Consider the following 19,555-nt stretch of genomic DNA (forward strand, 5'->3'; position numbering starts at 1 on the left):
AACTGATAAAAACCGCTGCACTAAGTGCGAAATATCCCACCCCGGCTTTAGATGCTGTCCTACACTCGATCCGGTGATGTTATAGGAAGTACGTCATGCACAAATCGGTATGAACCCCATGGAGAGTTATCGATGGTCAACTGGCGCAACACACGTCTCCCCCGACTGGAAGGTGAGGATGAGGTGACCACAATGTTCGAGGCGGCCCTGAACATTACCTATGAGTTAGGCTTCGAATACTGCGGATTTACCATGGGCTCCAATGCCATTTATCGACCGATCCAGAACATCAACCTCAACAACTATCCAGATGAATGGAACACCCTCTACAAAACACAGCACTACATCGAGCTGGACCCGCTGGTCAGTCACTGCAAGCACAATGTGCTACCGATTGTCTGGGAGGAAAAAACCTTTTCAGCAGTCCCTGATATGTGGGCGCATGCACAAACCCATGGGCTGAGTCATGGCTGGGCCCAGTCGGTGCATGACTTCCGCGGTTTTTTCAGCATGATCAGCCTGGGGAGACGCAATGGCCCTGTGCAAGCCCATGAACTCTATGAAAAGACCGGCCAGGTACTGTGGATATGTCATGCCCTGCACACCGTTGCGGCCCAGAACTACGTCAAGGAACCGGACTTCCAGTGCCCCACCAAACTTACCAGTCGCGAAACCGAGATCCTGCAATGGTCGGCGCTGGGCAAGACCGCTGCCGATATCGCCACGATTTTGTGCCTGTCAGAGCGCACCGTGGGTTTTCATATCAGCAGCGCGATGAGAAAGCTTGGGGTCAACAATAAGATTGCCGCCGTGATCACCGCCGTAAAACATGGCCTTTTTTAAGCACCGCCGGTTAAAAACACCGAATGTAATCCGTTGGAAAAAAACGTAACATTTACGGCCAGTTCTGAGTGATGACGCCGCCCATCAACGCTCGCGTCGCAGTCCACTCAGAAGGTTCCTCGGCCAGCCGGGAACACCCGTCGATTATCCAGAGTTTCCCCCGCCATGCCCCTGCTCCAAAGCCCCTTCGCCGAACTCGACCTGATCCGCCAGCCCGAGCAGCAGAATGAACCGCTGCAAGCGTTCGATGCCGCCGACGAATATCTGCTCGCCTACCTCGCCGAGCAGCAACCGGCCAGCAGCACCCGCGTGCTGGTACTCAATGACAGCTTTGGCGCACTGGCGGCCAGCCTTGAGGGGCATGCGCATGTCACCACCAGCGGCGACTCGTTCCTCGGCACCCAGGCCCTGCAAAAAAACCTGGTGCGCAATCACAAGACCTTCGATGCCGTGACCGTTGTACCTGCCAGCCAGATTCCCAGCGGGCCATTCGACCGCGTATTGATCCGGGTACCTAAAACCCTGGCGTTGCTGGAAGAACAACTGATCCGCCTGCAAGGCCAATTGGCGCCCGGTGCTGAAGTGATCGCAGGCGCGATGGTCAAGCATCTGCCTCGGGCTGCCGGTGAACTGCTGGAGCGTTACATCGGGCCGATGCATGCTTCACTGGCGGTTAAAAAGGCACGCCTGCTGATCGCCACCCTGGCCGATCGGCCACAGGCCACATCGCCCTACCCTACACATTACCGCCTGGATGCTCCGCCCATCGAGCTGCTCAACCACGCCAATGTGTTCTGCCGCGAAGGCCTGGACATCGGCACCCGCGCTTTCCTCCCGCACCTGCCGCAAAACCTGGGCAGTGCCCGCGTGGCAGACCTGGGTTGTGGCAACGGGGTATTGGCCATTGCCAGCGCCCTGCAAAACCCCCAGGCGCACTACACCCTGGTCGACGAGTCTTATATGGCCGTGCAATCCGCGGCCGAAAACTGGCAGGCGGCACTGGGTGATCGGGCAGTGACCATTCGCCCCGGCGACGGCCTGGAGGACCAGGCACCGCAATCCTTGGACGTCGTGCTGTGCAACCCCCCTTTCCACCAACAGCAGGTAGTGGGCGATTTCCTCGCCTGGCGCATGTTCCAGCAAGCCCGTGAAGCGCTGGTGGTCGGTGGCGCCTTGTACATTGTCGGCAACCGCCACCTGGGTTATCACAGCAAGCTGGCGCGCCTGTTCCGCGGTGTCGAGCAGGTGGCAGCAACCCCCAAGTTTGTGATTCTCAAGGCCCGTAAATAATCCCAGGCAAAAAAAACCCTCCATCAAGGAGGGTCAAGACTGCATGGGATTTAGTGAGTGCTCAGGCCGGCTGCGTTCATAAACATGCGCATCAGGCTGGCCACCACGAACAGGGCCAGGACACTGCCGGTCCAGATCATCGCCAGCCAGCCCAGGCGCTGCCAGAGCGGCTTTTTCTCGGCCTGTTCGATGTCGTCCAGTGAAGGTTTACCGCTCATGGTGCAAGCCTCCTAGTGATAGCCGTCTTCATGGGTCACCTTGCCGCGGAACACGTAGTAGCTCCAGAAGGTGTAGCCCAGGATGAATGGGATGATGAACAGCGTGCCCACCAGCATGAAACCCTGGCTTTGTGGCGGCGCGGCGGCATCCCAGATCGAGACCGACGGCGGGATGATGTTTGGCCACAGGCTGATGCCAAGGCCACTGTAGCCCAGGAAGATCAGCACCAGCGTCAACAGGAACGGCGCGTAATGGGCATTGCGGGCCACGGCACGCACCAGCGCGTACATGGTCACCAGGACCAGGATCGGCACCGGCAGGAACCAGAACAGGTTCGGCAGGGTGAACCAGCGCGAGGCGATATCCGGATGGGCCAGCGGTGTCCAGATACTGACAATGCCAATCACCGCCAACACCACGAACGCCAGCGGCCGCGCGAGATTGTGCATCTGTTCCTGCAACTTGCCTTCAGTCTTCATGATCAGCCAGGTGCAGCCCAGCAGCGCATAGGCAACGATCAAGGCCACGCCGCAGAACAGGGCAAACGGCGTGAACCAGTCCAATGAACCGCCGGCGAACTGGCGGTCGACCACCGGGATGCCCTCAATGAACGCCCCCAGCGCCACGCCCTGGAAGAAGGTGGCTGCCAGCGAACCACCGATGAACGCCTTGTCCCACAGGTGGCGCTTGTCGTCCTTGGCCTTGAAGCGGAACTCAAAGGCCACGCCACGGAAGATCAGGCCGATCAGCATCAGGATCAGCGGCAGGTACAGCGCCGAGAGCACCACCGAATAGGCCAGCGGGAACGCGCCGAACAACGCCGCGCCCCCCAGGACCAGCCAGGTTTCATTGCCGTCCCAGACCGGGGCGACAGTGTTCATCATCACATCGCGATCGGTCTTGCCAGGGATGAAGGGAAAGAGAATGCCAATCCCCAGGTCAAAGCCATCCATGACCACGTACATCATGATGCCGAAGATGATGATCACGGCCCACATCAGCGGAAGATCAATACCCATGACTCAAATCCCCTTGTTCAGAGTGTCGCCGTGATCGGCGTCGCCACTGTCATCGGCCGCCGACAATGGACGCGCCGGGGTGCGTTTCTGCCCGGGCCCGCCGTGGGTCGGTTCGGTGCTTTCGTGGGTCACCGGACCTTTGCGCACCAGGCGCATCATGTAGCCCAGACCCGCGCCGAACAGGACAAAGTACACCACCACAAACAGCACCAGGGTGATGCTCATCTGCATCACACTATGGTTGGACGAGGCGTCCGCCGTGCGCATCAACCCGTAGACCACCCAGGGTTGGCGCCCGATTTCGGTGGTAAACCAGCCCGCCAGGATTGCAATCAACCCCGACGGGCCCATCCACAGCGTCAGATAGAGGAATGGTTTGTTGGTGTACATCTTGTCGCCCTTGCGCAGCCAGAGGCTGAACAGGCCGGTAAGAATCATCAGCATGCCCAGGCCGACCATGATCCGGAACGACCAGAACACGATGGTCGAGTTGGCGCGGTCCTCAGGCGGGAACTCCTTGAGGGCCGGCACTTGCTTGTCCAGGGAGTGGGTGAGGATCAGGCTGCCCAGGTAGGGGATTTCCACCTTGTACTTGGTTCGTTCTTCCTTCATGTCCGGCCAGCCGAACAGGATCAGCGGCGTGGGCTCATTACCGATGTTTTCCCAGTGACCTTCGATGGCCGCAATTTTTGCCGGCTGGTGCTTGAGGGTATTGAGGCCGTGGAAGTCACCGATGACCGCCTGGATCGGCGCGACAATCAGCGCCATCCACATCGCCATCGACAACATTGTACGAATCGCCGGGCTGTCTTTGCCTCGCAGCAGGTGCCAGGCCGCCGAGGAGCCAACAAAGAACGCAGTGGCGACAAACGCCGCCGTGGCCATATGCGCCAGGCGATAGGGGAACGAAGGGTTGAAGATCACCGCCAGCCAATCGGTCGGGATCACCTGGCCATTGACGATTTCAAAGCCTTGCGGTGTCTGCATCCAACTGTTGGAGGCGAGGATCCAGAAGGTCGAGATCAATGTACCGACGGCCACCATCACCGTGGCAAAGAAGTGCAGCTTGCGCCCGACCTTGTTCCAGCCGAACAGCATCACCCCAAGGAAGCCCGCTTCAAGGAAGAACGCGGTGAGCACTTCATAGGTCAGCAAGGGCCCCGTGATGGAACCGGCGAAGTCCGAGAAGCGGCTCCAGTTGGTGCCGAACTGATAGGCCATGACCAGGCCCGAGACCACACCCATGCCGAAGTTGACGGCAAAGATCTTCGACCAGAAGTGGTAGAGGTCACGGTAGGTATCGTTGCGGGTCTTGAGCCACAGGCCTTCCAGTACCGCAAGGTAACTGGCCAGGCCAATGGTGATGGCCGGGAACAGGATGTGGAACGAGATGGTGAATGCGAATTGAATTCGGGCGAGATCTAGCGCCTCCAAACCGAACATAAGTCTTCCTCTGTCAGGTAATACCGGTTGCAGCCGGGGAGGCCTGCACCTACTGCCCCCACGGATATGGAGTGTGGCGAATTGCAATTCGTTCTTTTTCTGACCGACCACGTAGGGATTCTGGCTTGATGCCCGCCATCTCAACGCCGCAATCAGCATTGATCTGGATCAAGCAACGGTGAAAGAGTAGCCCCATTTTCCGGGTTGGACCGTGTGGTCTTTTGCCGCGTGGCAGGTTGCCTCAGTGAAATAGATGCTTTGCTAAGGATATTGGCTTGTTAGCAACTATTTGTTACAGCTTGATGCTAATCTCACCGCTTCCCAGATTCAGTCCAGCCCGTGCCGATGCCCAGTGAAACCCCGCTGCTGTTACGCCATCACCGTCCGTTCATTGCGTTTTGGCTGGCACGGATCTTTACCGCCAGCGGCTTCCAGATGCTCACCGTGGCGATCGGCTGGAACCTCTACCAACTGACCGGCAATGTGCTGGACCTGGGGTTGGTAGGCCTGGTGGAATTTGTCCCAAGGGTGCTGTTCATGCTGCATACCGGGCATGTCGCCGACCGCTACGAACGGCGCCGGGTCGCCGCCATTTGCCAGACGTTGCAGGCGTTGATCGCCCTGGCGCTGGTCATCGGCAGCCTGACGGACAATGTCACCCGCGAGATGATTTTTATCCTCGCCTTCCTGCTGGGCTCGGCCCGCTCCTTTGAACTGCCCACCACCCAGGCGCTGTTGCCGAGCATCGTGCCCAGCGCCCTGTTTCCGCGGGCGGTGGCGGCGGCACAATCGGCCCAGCAATCGGCAACCATCGTCGCACCGGCCCTGGGCGGCCTGCTCTATGCCTTCGGCAGCGCCTGGGTGTATGGCCCCACCGTAGTGCTGTACCTGATTGCCTGCATGCTGACCCTCAACCTGCCCGCCCGGCAGACCCCTCTGAACAAGGGCAAGGCCACCCTGGACTCGTTGCTGGCGGGGATTCGTTTTATCCGCAGCCGGCCGGACATCCTCGGCGCGATTTCCCTGGACCTGTTCGCCGTGCTGTTGGGCGGTGCCACGGCGTTGCTGCCGGTGTTTGCCAAGGACATTCTGCTGACCGGCCCCTGGGGCCTGGGGCTGCTGCGCTCGGCGCCGGCGGTTGGGGCGCTGTTGATGTCATTGTGGCTGGCGCGGTTTGCCGTGGACCGCCACGTGGGCCGCGTGATGTTTACCGCCGTCGGGGTATTTGGCGTGGCGACCATTGCCTTCGGCCTGTCCACCTCGTTCTGGTTCTCGCTGGCGGTGCTGGTCGTGCTGGGGGCGGCGGACATGATCAGCATGGTGATCCGCGCCTCTTTCGTCCAACTGGAAACCCCCGATGAAATGCGCGGGCGGGTCAGTGCGGTCAATGGCTTGTTTATCGGGGCGTCCAATCAATTGGGCGAATTCGAGTCCGGCGTCACCGCCCACTGGCTGGGCACGGTACCCGCCGTGGTACTGGGCGGGGTCGGCACGCTGGTGGTGACCGGGGTGTGGATCAAGCTGTTCCCGACGCTGGCCAAACGGGACCGTATGCATACGCCGGTCGAGGCACCGTAACCTTGTAGGAGCCATCACTGGATGCGTAACTGAGTCACCAGGGTATTGCGCGGCGCGTTGATCGACGTATTGCTGTACTCGAACCAGCCCGCTGCACGAACATCCACGTCAAACACATAGATGTAGCCCATCAGCGTACCGGCACCATTACACGCCTGGCTGATGGAGCCCACCTGGCAAATCGCCGTCTTTTGCCCCGCAAGCCGCGTCCCATCAAAGGTGGCGATGGAGTTATTGCCCAGCCCCACCTCCATCACCGAGATCCGCGTCAGCCCACGGTGCTGGCACTGCCGGGTGCTGTCGGCGCCCTCGGCGAGGGACTCGTTGCACGCCTGGGACTGCACCTGGAACACCCGCACCTCGCTCAAGGCCGGTGCAGGCGCGCCCCACGCCGGTGCCGCCGCCAGCCACAGGCCGATACAGGCGAACGGAGCTAGACTCCACGCGATGGCTTTTTTCATGCTCTGAATGACCCTGGACTGAACGTCGACGGAGTATGCCTTATGGCCACATTCAACAAAACCGAGGCCGGGCGCCACAGGCCGTCGACCTGCTGGTATGATGCGCCGCTTTTTCCGATCCTCTGTAGAAAACACGCAGCGCTTGGCGCAGTTTGTGCTTTGACTTTGAGGTCAACAAATCACGGCGCCAAACGCGCCACAGGGAGCAGGCATGCTGGAAAAGCTGTTTCAACTCAAGGCACACAACACCAACGTGCGTACCGAGATTCTGGCCGGTATCACGACATTCCTGGCCATGGCCTACATCCTGTTCGTCAACCCGAGCATCCTCGGCGAGACCGGCATGGACAAGGGCGCGCTGTTTGTCGCCACTTGCCTGGCGGCGGCCATCGGCTCGACGATCATGGGCCTGATCGCCAACTACCCGATTGCCCTGGCACCGGGCATGGGCCTGAACGCCTTCTTCACCTACACCGTGGTCCTGCACCTGGGCCATACCTGGCAAGTGGCACTCGGTGCGGTATTCATCTCTGCCGTGCTGTTTTTCCTGCTGTCGATCTTCCGCATCCGCGAATGGATCATCAATGCCATCCCCCTGCCCCTGCGCTCGGCGATTGCCGCCGGTATCGGCCTGTTCCTCGCGCTGATTGCCCTGCATAACGCCGGGATCGTGGTGAGCAACCCGGCGACCATGCTGGGCATGGGCGACCTGGCGAAGCCGGCGCCGATCCTGGCCACCCTGGGTTTCTTCCTGATCGTGGCCCTGGAAGCCCTGAAAGTGCGCGGCGCCGTGCTGATCGGCATCCTCGCCGTGACCGTCGCGGCCATCGCGCTCGGTGTCACCCCGTTCGGCGGCGTGGTATCGATGCCACCGTCCCTGGCCCCGACCTTCCTGCAGCTGGATATCGCCGGCGCCCTCGACGTGGGCTTGATCAGTGTGATCTTCGCCTTCCTGTTCGTTGACCTGTTCGACAACTCCGGCACCCTGATCGGCGTCGCCAAGCGCGCCGGCCTGATGGGCAAGGACGGCCACATGCCGAAAATGGGCCGCGCCCTGATCGCCGACAGCACCGCGGCCATGGCCGGTTCGCTGCTGGGCACCTCGACTACCACCAGCTACATCGAATCGGCTGCCGGTGTGAGTGCCGGTGGCCGCACCGGCCTGACCGCCATCGTGGTGGCGATCATGTTCCTGCTGGCGCTGTTCTTCTCGCCGCTGGCGGCCAGCGTCCCGGCGTTTGCCACCGCACCTGCGTTGCTGTTTGTCGCAGTGCTAATGACTTCGGGCCTGGCGGAAATCGACTGGGACGATATTACTGTTGCCGCACCGGTGGTGATCACCGCCCTGGCGATGCCCTTCACTTACTCCATCGCCAACGGCATCGCCTTCGGCTTCATCGCCTGGACCGGTATCAAGCTGCTGACGGGCCGCTACCGTGAACTCAACCCAGCGCTGGTGATCCTGTCGATCCTGTTCGTGATCAAGCTAGGCTGGTTCCCCGCATGACTTTCGATGCAACAAGTTACGCCCTGCAACTGCAAGAAAAGGTCACGCGCTTGCGTGACCTGCTCGCACCGTTCGACGCGCCCGAGCCGCAGGTATTCGATTCGCCCTTGCAGAACTTCCGCCTGCGCGCCGAGTTCCGCCTGTGGCGCGAAGAAGGCCAGCGCCACTACGCGATGTTCTCCCAGGATGACAAGCGCACGCCGATCCTGATCGAAGAGTTCCCCATCGCCAGCCTGCGCATCAACCAGTTGATGCCGCAGCTCAAGGCCGCCTGGCAAGCCAGCGCCGCCCTGAGCCACAAGCTGTTCCAGGTGGAATTCCTCACCACCCTGGCCGGCGACGCGATGATTACACTGTGCTATCACCGCCCGCTGGACGAGCATTGGCATACGGCGGCCAACAAGCTGGCTGCCGACCTGAACGTCAGCATCATCGGCCGCTCCAAAGGCAAGCGCGATGTGATCGGCCGCGATTACGTGGTCGAGCAACTCGATGTCGGCGCTCGCACCTTCAGCTATCGCCAGCCCGAAGGCGCCTTCACCCAGCCCAACGGCACGGTGAACCAGAAGATGCTCAACTGGGCCTATGACGCCCTGGGCGATCGCAACGATGACTTGCTGGAGCTGTATTGCGGCAACGGCAACTTCACCCTGCCCCTGGCGACCCGCGTGCGCAACGTGCTGGCCACCGAGATCAGCAAGACGTCGGTCAACGCCGCCCTGAGCAACCTCGATGAAAACGCAGTGGATAACGTCACCCTGGTGCGCCTGTCCGCCGAAGAACTGACCGAAGCCCTGAACGACGTGCGGCCGTTCCGGCGCCTGCACGGCATCGACCTCAAGAGCTACGCGTTCGGCAGTGTGTTCGTCGACCCGCCCCGCGCAGGCATGGACCCGGACACCTGCGAGTTGACCCGGCGCTTCGAGAACATCCTGTACATCTCCTGCAACCCCGAAACGTTGGCGGCGAACATCGCGCAGTTGCACGATACGCACCGCATCACCCGCTGTGCGATGTTCGACCAGTTCCCGTGGACCCACCATATGGAATCGGGCGTGTTGCTGACCCGGCGCTAACCCCTCACGCTACAGCGATGCAAAATGTGAGGTTTAGGTGGGAGCGGGCTTGCCCGCGCCCACACAATCAAAACCTGTATTCGAGCATCCCGCTCAACGTACGGCCCCGTGCCAGGCTGAGGTTGTTGGCATCGCCCATGGCCACGAAATAGGCTTCGTCGGTGGCGTTTTCCAGGGCCAGGCCGAGGTTCAAGTGGTCGGTCATCCAGTAACTGGCGTACAGGTCGTAGAGGGTGTATTGCGGCCACAGTGCCTGGTCGATGAAGTCGTAGCCATGCTGGTCGAGGTTGGCGCCATTGCCCGAGCTGTAGCGCACCCGCACCCCGGTATCCAGGCGTTTTTCCAGGAAGCACGCGCCCAGGGTCAGTGAGCCGCGATCAGCCGGCATATAGGTGGCGTTGCCCATGATCCGGCCGCAGCTTTCCTTGTTGTTGGCCACTTCGTCGTCCAGCACTTCATAAGTCGTGACCGGCCTGATCCCCGGGCGACCATCCGGGCGAATGTAGGACTCGATACGCGTGGTCCTCGGCCCGCTGGTCTTGGCCCCGCCCATGTAATAGTTCTTCGAGCAGAAATCGTTGCTGCCGATCATATGGGTGTAGCTCAGGTTGGCGTAGGCCCGCCCCATGTCGTAGTTGAGTTGGTATTCCACACCGCGAAAGCGCGTCGCATTGGTGTTGTTGACATAGGCCATGGTCCCGAGAAAGCCGCCGACACTGGTCTCTGGCAAGCTGACGCTATGGTTGAGAAACGAGAAATTCTCGATCTTGGTATCGAAGTAGGCGACCTTCATGCCCAGGCGGTCGTCGTTGAAAAACAGCCCTTCCTTGAACACGTTGACGCCCATTTCCCAATCCCGCGACTCTTCGGCCTTCAGATAAGGGTTGGGAAACACCCGCTCTGACGAGCTGCCGCCATGGGGTCGACCGGTCATGAAGGTCTCCGTGACTGCCGGCGGGCGCCAGCCCTTGCCCCAGCGCGCATAGAGTTGCATCCACTCAAGCCCAGGCTTGATACCGATGCCGAAGGTGGGCGAGAAGTGCCCCTCTTCATTGTCGATATCAAACACCTCGGCCACCCGCTTGGCGCCCACCAGGCTGTTGTAGAAACGGTCACGCTTGTAGAGGGTCATCCCGGTCTGGCCTTCAAGCCGGTAGCGGTCGTACCGCAGGCCGGCATCCAGGGTCAGCCAGTTGTCGTATTCGTATTGCAGGTTATTGAACAGGCTGGCGATGGTGCGCTTGCCGCCCGGAGTGGCGCCTTCGGCGTACGGCAGCAGGCCCTGGAGGTTGACCGCCTCGACTTTGTTGCTGCGCGGTTTGAATTCGTCCTGGTACATCTCCAGGCCGTAGTTCCAGCTGACTCGCCCCAGCGTCTTGAAATCGAAGCGCGAGGTGTTGTCGGCCTGCAAGCCCCAGGTGTCGGTCTGGAAGTGATCGGTGTAGCCGCCGACCTCGTTGCCCGTGCCCGGCGTCGCCAGGTTCGGCGCATTGGTCCGCTCCAACTGCGTCGTGACGTAATACACCTTGGCCTTGAAGTCGATCAGTGGGTTGTCCGGGGTGTAGTTGTAGTCCAGCGCGACGTTCTTGGCGTTGAGGTTGTTCTTGCTCACACGCTGGTAGTAAACGCTTTGCGCATCATCGGCGGTATAGGCCCAGGCATCGTTGCTGTCGCTGTCGCTTTGCAGGTAGCTCAGTTGCACACGCTGATCGTTGGGCAGGTTCAGGCCCAGCTTGACGATCTGCGAGCGGGTCACGCTGCCCATATCGCCGACTTCGCTGTTCAACCAATCGTCAAATGCCTCGGGCTGGGCCTTGCGCGCGCGCAGGTTGGTACCGAGTTTCTGGTCGTTGTGGGTGCCTGCGCGGTAATCGCCAAAATGCCGCTCGCTGTACCCCAGCAGCACATCGCCGCGCTCGTCGCCGAAGGCAAACACGCCGCTGCCATTGAAGTGAGTGCCATTGCCCAGCTTGCCGATGCCATTACCCGCGCGCAGGCGCCCGCCGTATGCCTTGCCATCGGCCAGAAACTCACTGGCCTCCAGCGTCTTGAAAGACGCAATACCGCCAAGCACCGCCGCACCGCCCATGCCTGACTGGCTGCCTTTGTCGATCTCGATGCTGGAGACAAATTCAGGGTCGATCACCATCGTGCCATTGCGCTGCTGGTGGCCGTTGACGTTGAAGTTCTGGCGCATGCCATCGATGTTCATATTGACCCGACCGTAGTCCTGCACCCCGCGGATATTCACCGACAGGCCAGGGTCACGCTGATTGACGGCGGTATAGACGCCGGCGGTTTCTTCCAGCATGTCGGCGGCGTGCCGGGGTGGGCGTTTGTCGATCTGCTCGCGGGTAATCACCGCCACCGAGCGCGGGGTTTCATACACCCAGTCACTGGGTTTTCCGTGGGTATTGGCGTTGATGGTGGTGGTGCCGACGGTCAACGCACCATCCTGTTGGCCACTGACGCGATTGAGGGTGACCTGGCGCTCGCCGGTAAAGCGATACTCCACCGGCGCGCTGCCCAACAAGCGTCCCAGGCCTTCCTGAACACTGTACTGGCCCTTGAGCGCGGTGCTGCTCAGGCCTTGCAGGCGCGGGCTGTCGAACAGCACCTGCAAACCGGCCTGGTCGGCAAAGGCCAGGACTGCGCCACCCAGGGGCTGGGCGGGAACATCGAACATCAGCGTTGCAGGCTGCGAAGCCCCAGCCACGGGGGCGGCGGCGTGGGCCTGCCCTGCCGTGGCAAACAGGCCCAAGTGAATGGCCAGGGCCAACCGGCTGCCGGTGATGCGCCCTTTGATGATTGCAGACATCGTTGTGATCCCTTCGCTGAGCGTTTTTTGTTTATGCGAATACTTCTCGATTAGCAAGACGCGTCAGGTACAGGGACTCAGTAAGTGTTTTTGAAAATTGTTTAAGGGGCGACCAGAAATGCAGGATTTTGTAGGAGCCGGCTCCTACACAAAGGCAGTCGTCTGCACGGGGGTTTGCGGTGTGTCAGTAGATCAGGCTGACACCCGCCAGATCCAAGCGCCGCACCTGCAATTCTTCGGTCAAGGTGCCCAGTGCCGTATCCAGCATGTCGAGGCGCACCACCGCGCTGACTTCACGCTTGCCCAACTTGGCATTGGTCAGCACCACCCGGCCGGGGCGATAGCGATTGAGTTCTTCAACCACCTTGGCCAGCGGCTGGCGATCGAACACCAGCACCCCACGCCGCCAACTGGTGGCCCGGGCCAGGTCGAGGCCAGGCAGGTCACTCACCCCCGCCTGCGCACTGTAGCGGGCGGCCTGCCCTTCCCGTAGGACCGTGGTGTGCGGCCGCTCTTGCAGCGTCACTGCCACACTGTGTTGCAACACGCCCACCCACGCCTGGTCGTCGGTCTCGCGCCCGACCACAAAGCGGGTGCCGAGCGCTCGGGTTTGCCCGCCAGCACTCTGCACCACGAATGGCCGGGTCTCCTGCCCGACCATGGGGGCCACGTCAAAAATCGCCGAGCCGGCCAACAGGCTGATCCGCCGCTGCTCGCCATCGAAGTCCAGGCGGATGGCGCTGGAGGAGTCCAACTCCACAGTGCTGCCGTCCACCAGGCGCACCATGCGCACTTCGCCCTTGGCGGTCAGGTAGTCGGCCTGCATCTGCAACAAGGCTTGCGGCCCCTGCAACCAGCCGACTGCGGCGACCACCAGCAACAGCGCGACACTCGCAGCCACACGCCAGGGGCCTCGACGCCGGGCGCGACGCAGTGGCACACCCGCCGACGGTGGGCGCAGGCGATGCACGGGTGTGTCCAATTGCACCTCACCCAGGGCCGCCCAGGTCAGCCGGGCAAACTCCAGTTCTGCGGCGTGACGGCTGTCGCTGGCCATCCAGCGCTGCAGTTCGACGTGTTCTTGCGCATCCAGCCCACCGGCATGCAAGCGCACCGCCCAATCGGCGGCGACCTCAGTAATGCTGGGTGGGTGCGACTCCTGGCTATTCACGTGTGAGTCTCGAATTCTCGTTGTATGAAACTGTGACGTTTGAGCAGCGCTTTTTCCGTAATTCATTTAACAGATGGCGTCACATCGCCCTCCCGCAGACGCTGCATGACATGTGCCAGCGCCTTGGCCAGATGCTTTTGCACTGAACTGTCGGAAATTTCAAGGTGCCGTGCGACCTGAGCGTGGGTCATGCCCTCGACACGGTTAAGGCGGAAAATCTGCTGGGTACGCTCCGGCAACTCGGCCAACGCCTGCTTCAATGCCTGTCGTTGTTGTTGCGCCATGGCCTGAGCCTCCAACCCGGCCACTTCATCTTCAATCGCGGCCAGCGCTTCATGGGGCACAGAGTCGGTCTTGCGCCGTGCCTCCTGGCGGATGTGGTCGATCAACAGGTTGCTTGCCGTGCGGTAGAGATAACCCTGGGAGTTGTCGATCGGCTCGCCGGAGGGCTTTTGTGCCAGGCGCAGGAAGCTCTCCTGCACCAGATCGGCCGCCAACTGAGGGTCCCGCACCTTGCGCAGCAGATACCGACGCAGGGTATCGGCATGCTTGAGAAACAGGCCCTTGAGATCCACGTCCGACAAACCGACTCCCTGGGGTGCAAAGGAAACAGGCGGGCATCTTAAGCGTTGTCGAGAATGATTTTCAATTGATATCAGCGCTTGGGCAGCGCCGGCAGATTTTATTCAACGTTCGATAATCGAACGGTTATCCACGCCACGGCACTTGGTCAATTGACCAAATTAACCATTCAGTACATTTTGTCCTCATCAACAAAAACAACACTGGAGATACCCCATGCCGCCTGTTGTGCGGGTCCTCAACGGCCCTAACCTGAACCTGCTCGGTAGCCATGAACCCTTGCGCCATCACTCCTTTGTTTCCCCTATCGCCGAGGCCGTGCTCGCCGGCTTTGGCAGCCATGGCTATCACCTGGCCCTGGAGCATTTCAGCCGGGTGCTCAAATGAAACCACGTATCCTCGCCGGCCTGATCGGTGCCGGCATCCAGGCTTCCCGCACGCCGGCCCTGCATGAGCAGGAAGGCGACTGCCAAGGCTTGCGCTACCTGTATCGCCTGATCGACCTGGATCAGTTGCAACTGGACAGCAGCACCCTGCCCGAGCTGCTCAAGGCCGCCGAGCAGATGAACTTCACCGGTCTGAACATCACCTACCCGTGCAAGCAAGCGATCCTGCCATTGCTCGATGAACTGTCACCCGAAGCCCGGGGCATCGGCGCGGTCAACACCGTGGTCTGGCGCGACGGCAAACGCATCGGCCACAACACCGATTGCCTGGGCTTTGCCGAAGGATTTCGCCGTGGCCTGCATGACGCCCCGCGCCAGCGTGTGGTGCAGATGGGGGCCGGTGGCGCGGGCGCGGCGGTCGCCCATGCGCTGTTGGCCGAAGGTGTCGGGCAGTTGAGTCTTTTCGATGTGAACACTGACCGTGCCCACGGCCTGGCGGCTAACCTCAACCAGCATTTTGGCGCTGGCCGGGCATGTACTGGCAATGATCTGGAGCGCGCAATGGCGGCGGCTGACGGCCTGGTCAACAGCACGCCCATGGGCATGGCCAAGCTGCCGGGCATGCCCGTACCAGCAGCGTTGTTGCACGCGGATCTATGGGTCGCCGAGATCGTCTACTTCCCGCTGGAAACCGAACTGCTGCGCACGGCCCGGGCCTTGGGCTGTCGCACGCTGGATGGGGGCAATATGGCCGTGTTCCAGGCGGTGAAAGCGTTTGAGTTGTTCAGCGGTAAGCCGGCAGATGCGCAGCGGATGCTGCAACACTTTCAACAGATGAACGACTGACCTCGTAGGAACCGGCTTGCCGGCGATGAGGCCCGTGAATTCTGCGGTGATTTTGAGGGTGCCATCGCCGGCAAGCCGGCTCCTACAGGTGCATGTCTGCCTGCAGGTAACGCAGCACCGACTCACAGATCATCGCCCGATGCCGCTGCTTGATCACTTCATCCGACAACTCGGTCTGAAAAATCTCACTGAAGGTATGGCGGTTGGACACCCGGTAAAAGCTGAACGAATTGATCAGCAAATGCACATCCAGCGGCTCCAGCCCCGAGCGGAATACCCCCTGCTCCGCACCCCGGCGCAAGGTTGCGCCCAGCGCTTCAAGGATATTGCTGTTCATCGCCTTGATCGCATCCGACTGTTTCACATACTCGGCGTTGTGAATGTTCTCGATGCTGACAATCCGCACGAAATCCACATTCTGGTCATGGTGGTCGAAGGTGAACTCCACCAGGCGCCGGATCGCCTCCCGCGGCTCCAATTCGGTGAGGTTCATCCGGGTCTCGGTGTTACGGATATCGCCGTAGAGCTTTTCCAGGACCTCGACGTACAGCTGCTCCTTACTGCCGAAGTAGTAATAGATCATGCGCTTGGAGGTGTGGATGCGCTCGGCGATGGCGTCCACCCGCGCTCCCGAAAGCCCCTGCTGCACGAACTCGACAATGGCTTCTTGCAGAATGTTCTCGCGGGTCTTTTGCGGGTTGTTCTTGCGGCTCTTGCGCGGCGCCACGGGGGTGGCGGGCAATTCGGACGTCGGGGTCATGGTGCGCTCACGGCCATCTATGCAGGCCGTGATTATGGGCCGCCACGCCTTACGAAGGAAGCGCCAACGCCCTACAACTTGGCCTGGCGCAGTGCACCGCTGCGCGACTTGGCCATGGCCGCCAGGCGCACCGCCACATTGGCGGCGCCATAACCGGCATAACCGTTTTTGCGCTGGATAATCTCGAAGAAAAACCGCCCCTCGAAGGGCTCGGTGTACACATGAAACAGCTCACCGCCCTGGGCATCACGGTCGTACAACACGTTGTAGTACGCCAGTTCGCTGAGGAACTGATCGTCGAAATCAAAACGCGCCGCCAGGTCATCGTAGTAATTGAGCGGGATATCCAATAGCGGCACGCCCGCCTCCTTGGCCCGGCTGACCTCGGCGAAAATATCCGCGCAATCGAAGGCAATATGATGCACACCTGAGCCGCGATAGCTCGATAACGCATGGGAAATCGCCGTATTGCGGTTCTCGGAGATATTCAGCGGCAGGCGGATCGAACTGCACCGGCTACGCAGCGCCCGGCTCTTGACCAGGCCGTAGGGGTCCGGCAGCACCACTTCATCGTCGGCCTCGAAATCCAGCAGGCTCTTGTAGAACAGCACCCAACTGTCGAGGCTGTCGGCTGGCAGGGCCATGGCCATATGGTCGATGCGCAGCAAGCCGCCGGCGCTGTCGCGAGTGGCCTGCAGGTTGAAATCGGTGTTGTAGAGCCCGCCCGCGTGCGGGTCCACCAGGTAGATCAGGCTGCCGTCCGGCGCGCGGACCGCCGCCAGTTCCAGCTCATTGGGCCCGACCAGGCCGCGATAGGGCTGACCCTTGTAGGCCACCGCCCGTTCCAGGGCCTTGGCGCTGTCCTTGACGCGAATTGCCGTGGCGCACAACGAGGGGCCGTGGGCCTCGAAAAAGTTGTGGGCAAAGGAATAAGGCTCGCAGTTGAGAATCAGGTTGATATCACCCTGGCGCAGCAGGCTCACGCTCTTGGAGCGATGCTGCCCAGCCTTGACGAACCCCAGGCGTTGCAGCCATTGGGTCAGCCGGGCGCCAAGGTTTTCATCCACCGCGAACTCAAGGAATTCAATACCGTCGTACTCGCTGGCAGCCGGGGTCTCAAACAGAACATCCGGCGGCGTGGCCTGTTGCAGCAGGCGTTGGCGGGTCTTCTCTTCCAGATACAGCAGCGAACGCAAGCCATCCGCCGCGTTGGCCCGGGTGGGCGCGGCGCGAAAACCATCGTTGAAAATCTCCAGGGACAACGGCCCGCGGTAGCCACTCTGGATGATCGGTGCCAGAAAACCCGGCAGGTCGAACTCGCCCTGGCCGGGGAAGCAGCGAAAGTGCCGGCTCCACTCCAACACGTCCATGGCCAGGATCGGTGCATCGGCCATTTGCACGAAGAAAATCTTGTCACCAGGGATCTGGGCGATAGCCGTCGGGTCGCCCTTAAGCGACAGGGTATGAAAACTGTCCAGCAGCACCCCGAGGCTGGGGTGATCGATCTCGCGCACCAGTTGCCACACCTGTTGCCAGGTGTTGATGTGCCGGCCCCAGGCCAGGGCCTCATAGCCAATACGCACGCCACGGCGGCCGGCGTGCTCGGCCAGCAGGTTCAGGTCATCACGCAGGATCGAATGCTCACCGGTGGCGTCCGCCGAGGCATTGCTGCACACCAGCACCAGATCGGTCCCCAGTTCCTGCATCAGGTCAAACTTGCGCTCGGCCCGCTCCAGGTTGCGCGCCAGGCGCTCGCGGCGACATCCTTCAAAGTCGCGAAACGGCTGGAACAAGGTGATGGCAATGCCCAGGTCGGCACACATCTGCCGCACTTCACGGGGGCTACCGTCGTAATACAGCAAGTCGTTCTCGAAGATTTCCACCCCATCGAACCCGGCCGCTGCAATGGCTTCGAGCTTTTCCGGCAGGGTGCCGCTCAGGGAAACAGTGGCGATGGAACGTTGCATGGGGTGACTCCCGGCAATGAAGGCTGGTCTTGTTTGCGGCAAATTATTGGCCGCGCGCGGTCAGGCAGCAATTTAAAATGTACCAACCGGTTAGTTTTATGGGCGATTATCGAACAAAATGACGATGGGTGAATTGACGATTTTTTAGCCGGTGCGCACCATCGATTGCGCATCCAGGGCCGTTATTTATCGGCGTACACCTGCGATCACCACCCAGAACGCATCATAAAAATTTCAAAAAACGGGTACCTCTCATGCCTTCGCAAAATTCCGCCGTGGCCCCGCGCCCCGGCAACCCGCAAGCGGCCATTGGCGACAAGATTCGCGGCGCCCTCGCCGTCGGCAAAACCCGCTGGGGCATGCTGGCCCTGGTGTTTTTCGCCACCACCTTGAACTACATCGACCGTGCCGCCCTGGGCGTGATGCAGCCGATCCTGGCCAAGGAGATGAGCTGGACGGCGATGGACTACGCCAACATCAACTTCTGGTTCCAGGTCGGCTACGCCATTGGTTTTGTCTTGCAAGGCCGGCTGATCGACCGGGTCGGCGTCAAGCGCGTGTTCTTCTGCGCCGTGCTGCTGTGGAGCATCGCCACCGGCGCCCACGGCCTGGCGACCTCGGCGGTGGGGTTTATGGTCTGCCGCTTTATCCTCGGCTTGACCGAAGCAGCCAACTACCCGGCCTGCGTCAAGACCACCCGCCTGTGGTTCCCCGCCGGGGAGCGCGCAGTGGCCACCGGCATCTTCAACGCCGGCACCAACGTCGGCGCCATGCTCACACCGATGATGTTGCCGCTGGTGCTGCATGTATGGGGCTGGCAGGCCGCTTTCCTGTGCATGGCTGCGCTGGGTGGAATCTGGCTGATGTTCTGGGGCCTGAAGTACTACAACCCCGAAGACCATCCGAGCGTGAAGCAATCGGAACTGGACTACGTGCAACAGGAAGCCGAGCCGGAACAATCCCGCGTGCCGTTCAGCCGCATCCTGCGCATGCGCGGCACCTGGGCCTTCGCCATTGCCTATGCCCTGACCGCGCCGGTGTTCTGGTTCTATCTGTACTGGCTGCCGCCCTTTCTCAACCAGCAGTACAACCTGGGGATCAACGTGACCCAGATGGGTATCCCGTTGATCATCATTTACCTGACCGCAGACTTCGGCAGCGTGGGCGGCGGGATTCTGTCCTCGTTCCTGATCGGGCGCGGCATGCAGCCAATCAAGGCGCGCCTGCTGTCGATGCTGCTGTTTGCCTGCTGCATCGTCGGCGTGATCATGGCCGCAGGCTCCAGCCAACTGTGGGTCGCGGTGTTCGCCATCTCCCTGGCCATCGGCGCGCACCAGGCCTGGACCGCCAATATCTGGAGCCTGGTGATGGACTACACCCCCAAGCACATGATGAGCACGGTGTTTGGCTTTGGCGGGATGTGCGCGGCTATCGGCGGGATGTTCATGACGCAGATCGTCGGCCATATCCTGACCGTGACCCACAACAACTACACCGTGCTGTTCACCCTGATCCCGGCGATGTACTTCATCGCCCTGACGTGGATGTACTTCATGGCCCCGCGCAAGATCCCCACCGTCGCCGCCTGA

Annotated in this window: 16 protein-coding genes and 1 pseudogene; 8 read left to right on the forward strand and 9 right to left on the reverse strand. The window is 61.1% G+C overall.

Features of this window, described 5'->3' with window-relative positions; all coding sequences use genetic code 11:
- Positions 1–132 precede the first annotated feature (132 nt).
- Positions 133–843 carry a helix-turn-helix transcriptional regulator gene (locus HZ99_RS12825; protein WP_038443516.1) on the forward strand — a complete coding sequence of 237 codons (711 nt, stop codon included), beginning with the start codon at positions 133–135 and terminating at the stop codon, positions 841–843.
- Between the two features lie 165 nt (positions 844–1,008).
- Positions 1,009–2,133, forward strand: coding sequence for a methyltransferase (locus HZ99_RS12830; RefSeq protein WP_038443517.1), 1,125 nt, complete (start codon positions 1,009–1,011; stop codon positions 2,131–2,133).
- 50 nt (positions 2,134–2,183) lie between these two features.
- On the opposite strand, the gene HZ99_RS27770 is transcribed toward HZ99_RS12830, so the two are convergent.
- Genes HZ99_RS27770 through HZ99_RS12840 form a run of 3 tightly spaced genes read right to left on the reverse strand, consistent with a single transcriptional unit; the run spans position 2,184 to position 4,814 of the window.
- Entirely contained in the window at positions 2,184–2,351 is a 168-nt protein-coding gene (locus tag HZ99_RS27770) for a DUF2474 domain-containing protein (protein ID WP_065942821.1), read from the reverse strand.
- A 12-nt stretch (positions 2,352–2,363) separates the two neighbouring features.
- Positions 2,364–3,371, reverse strand: coding sequence for a cytochrome d ubiquinol oxidase subunit II (cydB, locus tag HZ99_RS12835; protein ID WP_038443518.1), 1,008 nt, complete (start codon positions 3,369–3,371; stop codon positions 2,364–2,366).
- 3 nt (positions 3,372–3,374) lie between these two features.
- Complete coding sequence (locus HZ99_RS12840; protein ID WP_038443519.1) at positions 3,375–4,814, reverse strand: cytochrome ubiquinol oxidase subunit I; 1,440 nt, start codon at positions 4,812–4,814, stop codon at positions 3,375–3,377.
- 345 nt (positions 4,815–5,159) lie between these two features.
- Here HZ99_RS12840 and HZ99_RS12845 point away from each other — a divergent pair, with 345 nt between their 5' ends.
- The gene (locus HZ99_RS12845; protein ID WP_038443520.1) at positions 5,160–6,392 is read left to right on the forward strand and encodes an MFS transporter; all 1,233 of its coding nucleotides are present in this window, start codon (positions 5,160–5,162) and stop codon (positions 6,390–6,392) included.
- Between the two features lie 14 nt (positions 6,393–6,406).
- Here the strand turns inward: HZ99_RS12845 and HZ99_RS12850 are convergent, their stop codons facing one another.
- Positions 6,407–6,853, reverse strand: a complete 447-nt coding sequence (locus HZ99_RS12850) for a DUF4879 domain-containing protein (protein ID WP_038443521.1) — start codon at positions 6,851–6,853, stop codon at positions 6,407–6,409.
- 211 nt (positions 6,854–7,064) lie between these two features.
- On the opposite strand from HZ99_RS12850, the gene HZ99_RS12855 reads away from it, so the two are divergent.
- The gene (locus tag HZ99_RS12855) at positions 7,065–8,360 is read left to right on the forward strand and encodes an NCS2 family permease (RefSeq protein ID WP_029292147.1); all 1,296 of its coding nucleotides are present in this window, start codon (positions 7,065–7,067) and stop codon (positions 8,358–8,360) included.
- Entirely contained in the window at positions 8,357–9,436 is a 1,080-nt protein-coding gene (gene trmA, locus HZ99_RS12860) for a tRNA (uridine(54)-C5)-methyltransferase TrmA (protein WP_038443522.1), read from the forward strand. The genes HZ99_RS12855 and trmA overlap by 4 nt, the downstream gene beginning before the upstream one ends.
- Before the next feature lie 67 nt (positions 9,437–9,503).
- Here the strand turns inward: trmA and HZ99_RS12865 are convergent, their stop codons facing one another.
- The 3 genes from HZ99_RS12865 to HZ99_RS12875 all read right to left on the reverse strand — a co-directional run bounded on the left by HZ99_RS12865 (position 9,504) and on the right by HZ99_RS12875 (position 14,009).
- Positions 9,504–12,254, reverse strand: a complete 2,751-nt coding sequence (locus tag HZ99_RS12865; protein ID WP_038443523.1) for a TonB-dependent receptor — start codon at positions 12,252–12,254, stop codon at positions 9,504–9,506.
- A gap of 184 nt (positions 12,255–12,438) precedes the next feature.
- On the reverse strand, positions 12,439–13,425 hold the full coding sequence (locus HZ99_RS12870; RefSeq protein WP_038443524.1) for a FecR family protein: 987 nt from the start codon (positions 13,423–13,425) through the stop codon (positions 12,439–12,441).
- Positions 13,426–13,487: 62 nt separating this feature from the next.
- Complete coding sequence (locus HZ99_RS12875; RefSeq protein WP_038443525.1) at positions 13,488–14,009, reverse strand: RNA polymerase sigma factor; 522 nt, start codon at positions 14,007–14,009, stop codon at positions 13,488–13,490.
- A gap of 271 nt (positions 14,010–14,280) precedes the next feature.
- On the opposite strand from HZ99_RS12875, the pseudogene HZ99_RS28555 reads away from it, so the two are divergent.
- Both HZ99_RS28555 and HZ99_RS12880 read left to right on the forward strand, forming a co-directional pair.
- Positions 14,281–14,394, forward strand: a pseudogene (locus HZ99_RS28555) (type II 3-dehydroquinate dehydratase); the annotation flags it as partial.
- Positions 14,391–15,239 (forward strand): shikimate dehydrogenase, encoded by an 849-nt coding sequence (locus HZ99_RS12880; RefSeq protein ID WP_038443526.1) that lies wholly within the window; start codon positions 14,391–14,393, stop codon positions 15,237–15,239. The pseudogene HZ99_RS28555 and the gene HZ99_RS12880, both read left to right, overlap by 4 nt.
- A gap of 82 nt (positions 15,240–15,321) precedes the next feature.
- Here HZ99_RS12880 and HZ99_RS12885 read toward each other — a convergent pair whose 3' ends face one another.
- Together HZ99_RS12885 and quiC are read right to left on the reverse strand one after the other, a co-directional pair.
- Positions 15,322–15,999 (reverse strand): TetR/AcrR family transcriptional regulator, encoded by a 678-nt coding sequence (locus tag HZ99_RS12885; RefSeq protein ID WP_038443527.1) that lies wholly within the window; start codon positions 15,997–15,999, stop codon positions 15,322–15,324.
- Positions 16,000–16,070: 71 nt separating this feature from the next.
- On the reverse strand, positions 16,071–17,966 hold the full coding sequence (gene quiC, locus HZ99_RS12890; RefSeq protein ID WP_038443528.1) for a 3-dehydroshikimate dehydratase QuiC: 1,896 nt from the start codon (positions 17,964–17,966) through the stop codon (positions 16,071–16,073).
- A gap of 254 nt (positions 17,967–18,220) precedes the next feature.
- On the opposite strand from quiC, the gene HZ99_RS12895 reads away from it, so the two are divergent.
- A complete protein-coding gene (locus tag HZ99_RS12895; protein ID WP_038443529.1) occupies positions 18,221–19,555 on the forward strand; it encodes an MFS transporter in 1,335 nt (444 codons plus the stop codon).

Origin of the sequence: Pseudomonas fluorescens, from assembly GCF_000730425.1 — a bacterium.
In the GTDB taxonomy this organism is placed as follows: domain Bacteria; phylum Pseudomonadota; class Gammaproteobacteria; order Pseudomonadales; family Pseudomonadaceae; genus Aquipseudomonas; species Aquipseudomonas fluorescens_X.

What these genes read in the sequence shown, in the direction of transcription:
- HZ99_RS12825 (WP_038443516.1), top strand. Translation starts at nt 133, where the DNA reads ATGGTCAACTGGCGCAACACACGTCTCCCCCGACTGGAAGGTGAGGAT.
- HZ99_RS12830 (WP_038443517.1), top strand. Translation starts at nt 1,009, where the DNA reads ATGCCCCTGCTCCAAAGCCCCTTCGCCGAACTCGACCTGATCCGCCAG.
- HZ99_RS27770 (WP_065942821.1), bottom strand. Translation starts at nt 2,351, where the DNA reads ATGAGCGGTAAACCTTCACTGGACGACATCGAACAGGCCGAGAAAAAG.
- cydB (WP_038443518.1), bottom strand. Translation starts at nt 3,371, where the DNA reads ATGGGTATTGATCTTCCGCTGATGTGGGCCGTGATCATCATCTTCGGC.
- HZ99_RS12840 (WP_038443519.1), bottom strand. Translation starts at nt 4,814, where the DNA reads ATGTTCGGTTTGGAGGCGCTAGATCTCGCCCGAATTCAATTCGCATTC.
- HZ99_RS12845 (WP_038443520.1), top strand. Translation starts at nt 5,160, where the DNA reads ATGCCCAGTGAAACCCCGCTGCTGTTACGCCATCACCGTCCGTTCATT.
- HZ99_RS12850 (WP_038443521.1), bottom strand. Translation starts at nt 6,853, where the DNA reads ATGAAAAAAGCCATCGCGTGGAGTCTAGCTCCGTTCGCCTGTATCGGC.
- HZ99_RS12855 (WP_029292147.1), top strand. Translation starts at nt 7,065, where the DNA reads ATGCTGGAAAAGCTGTTTCAACTCAAGGCACACAACACCAACGTGCGT.
- trmA (WP_038443522.1), top strand. Translation starts at nt 8,357, where the DNA reads ATGACTTTCGATGCAACAAGTTACGCCCTGCAACTGCAAGAAAAGGTC.
- HZ99_RS12865 (WP_038443523.1), bottom strand. Translation starts at nt 12,254, where the DNA reads ATGTCTGCAATCATCAAAGGGCGCATCACCGGCAGCCGGTTGGCCCTG.
- HZ99_RS12880 (WP_038443526.1), top strand. Translation starts at nt 14,391, where the DNA reads ATGAAACCACGTATCCTCGCCGGCCTGATCGGTGCCGGCATCCAGGCT.
- HZ99_RS12885 (WP_038443527.1), bottom strand. Translation starts at nt 15,999, where the DNA reads ATGACCCCGACGTCCGAATTGCCCGCCACCCCCGTGGCGCCGCGCAAG.
- quiC (WP_038443528.1), bottom strand. Translation starts at nt 17,966, where the DNA reads ATGCAACGTTCCATCGCCACTGTTTCCCTGAGCGGCACCCTGCCGGAA.
- HZ99_RS12895 (WP_038443529.1), top strand. Translation starts at nt 18,221, where the DNA reads ATGCCTTCGCAAAATTCCGCCGTGGCCCCGCGCCCCGGCAACCCGCAA.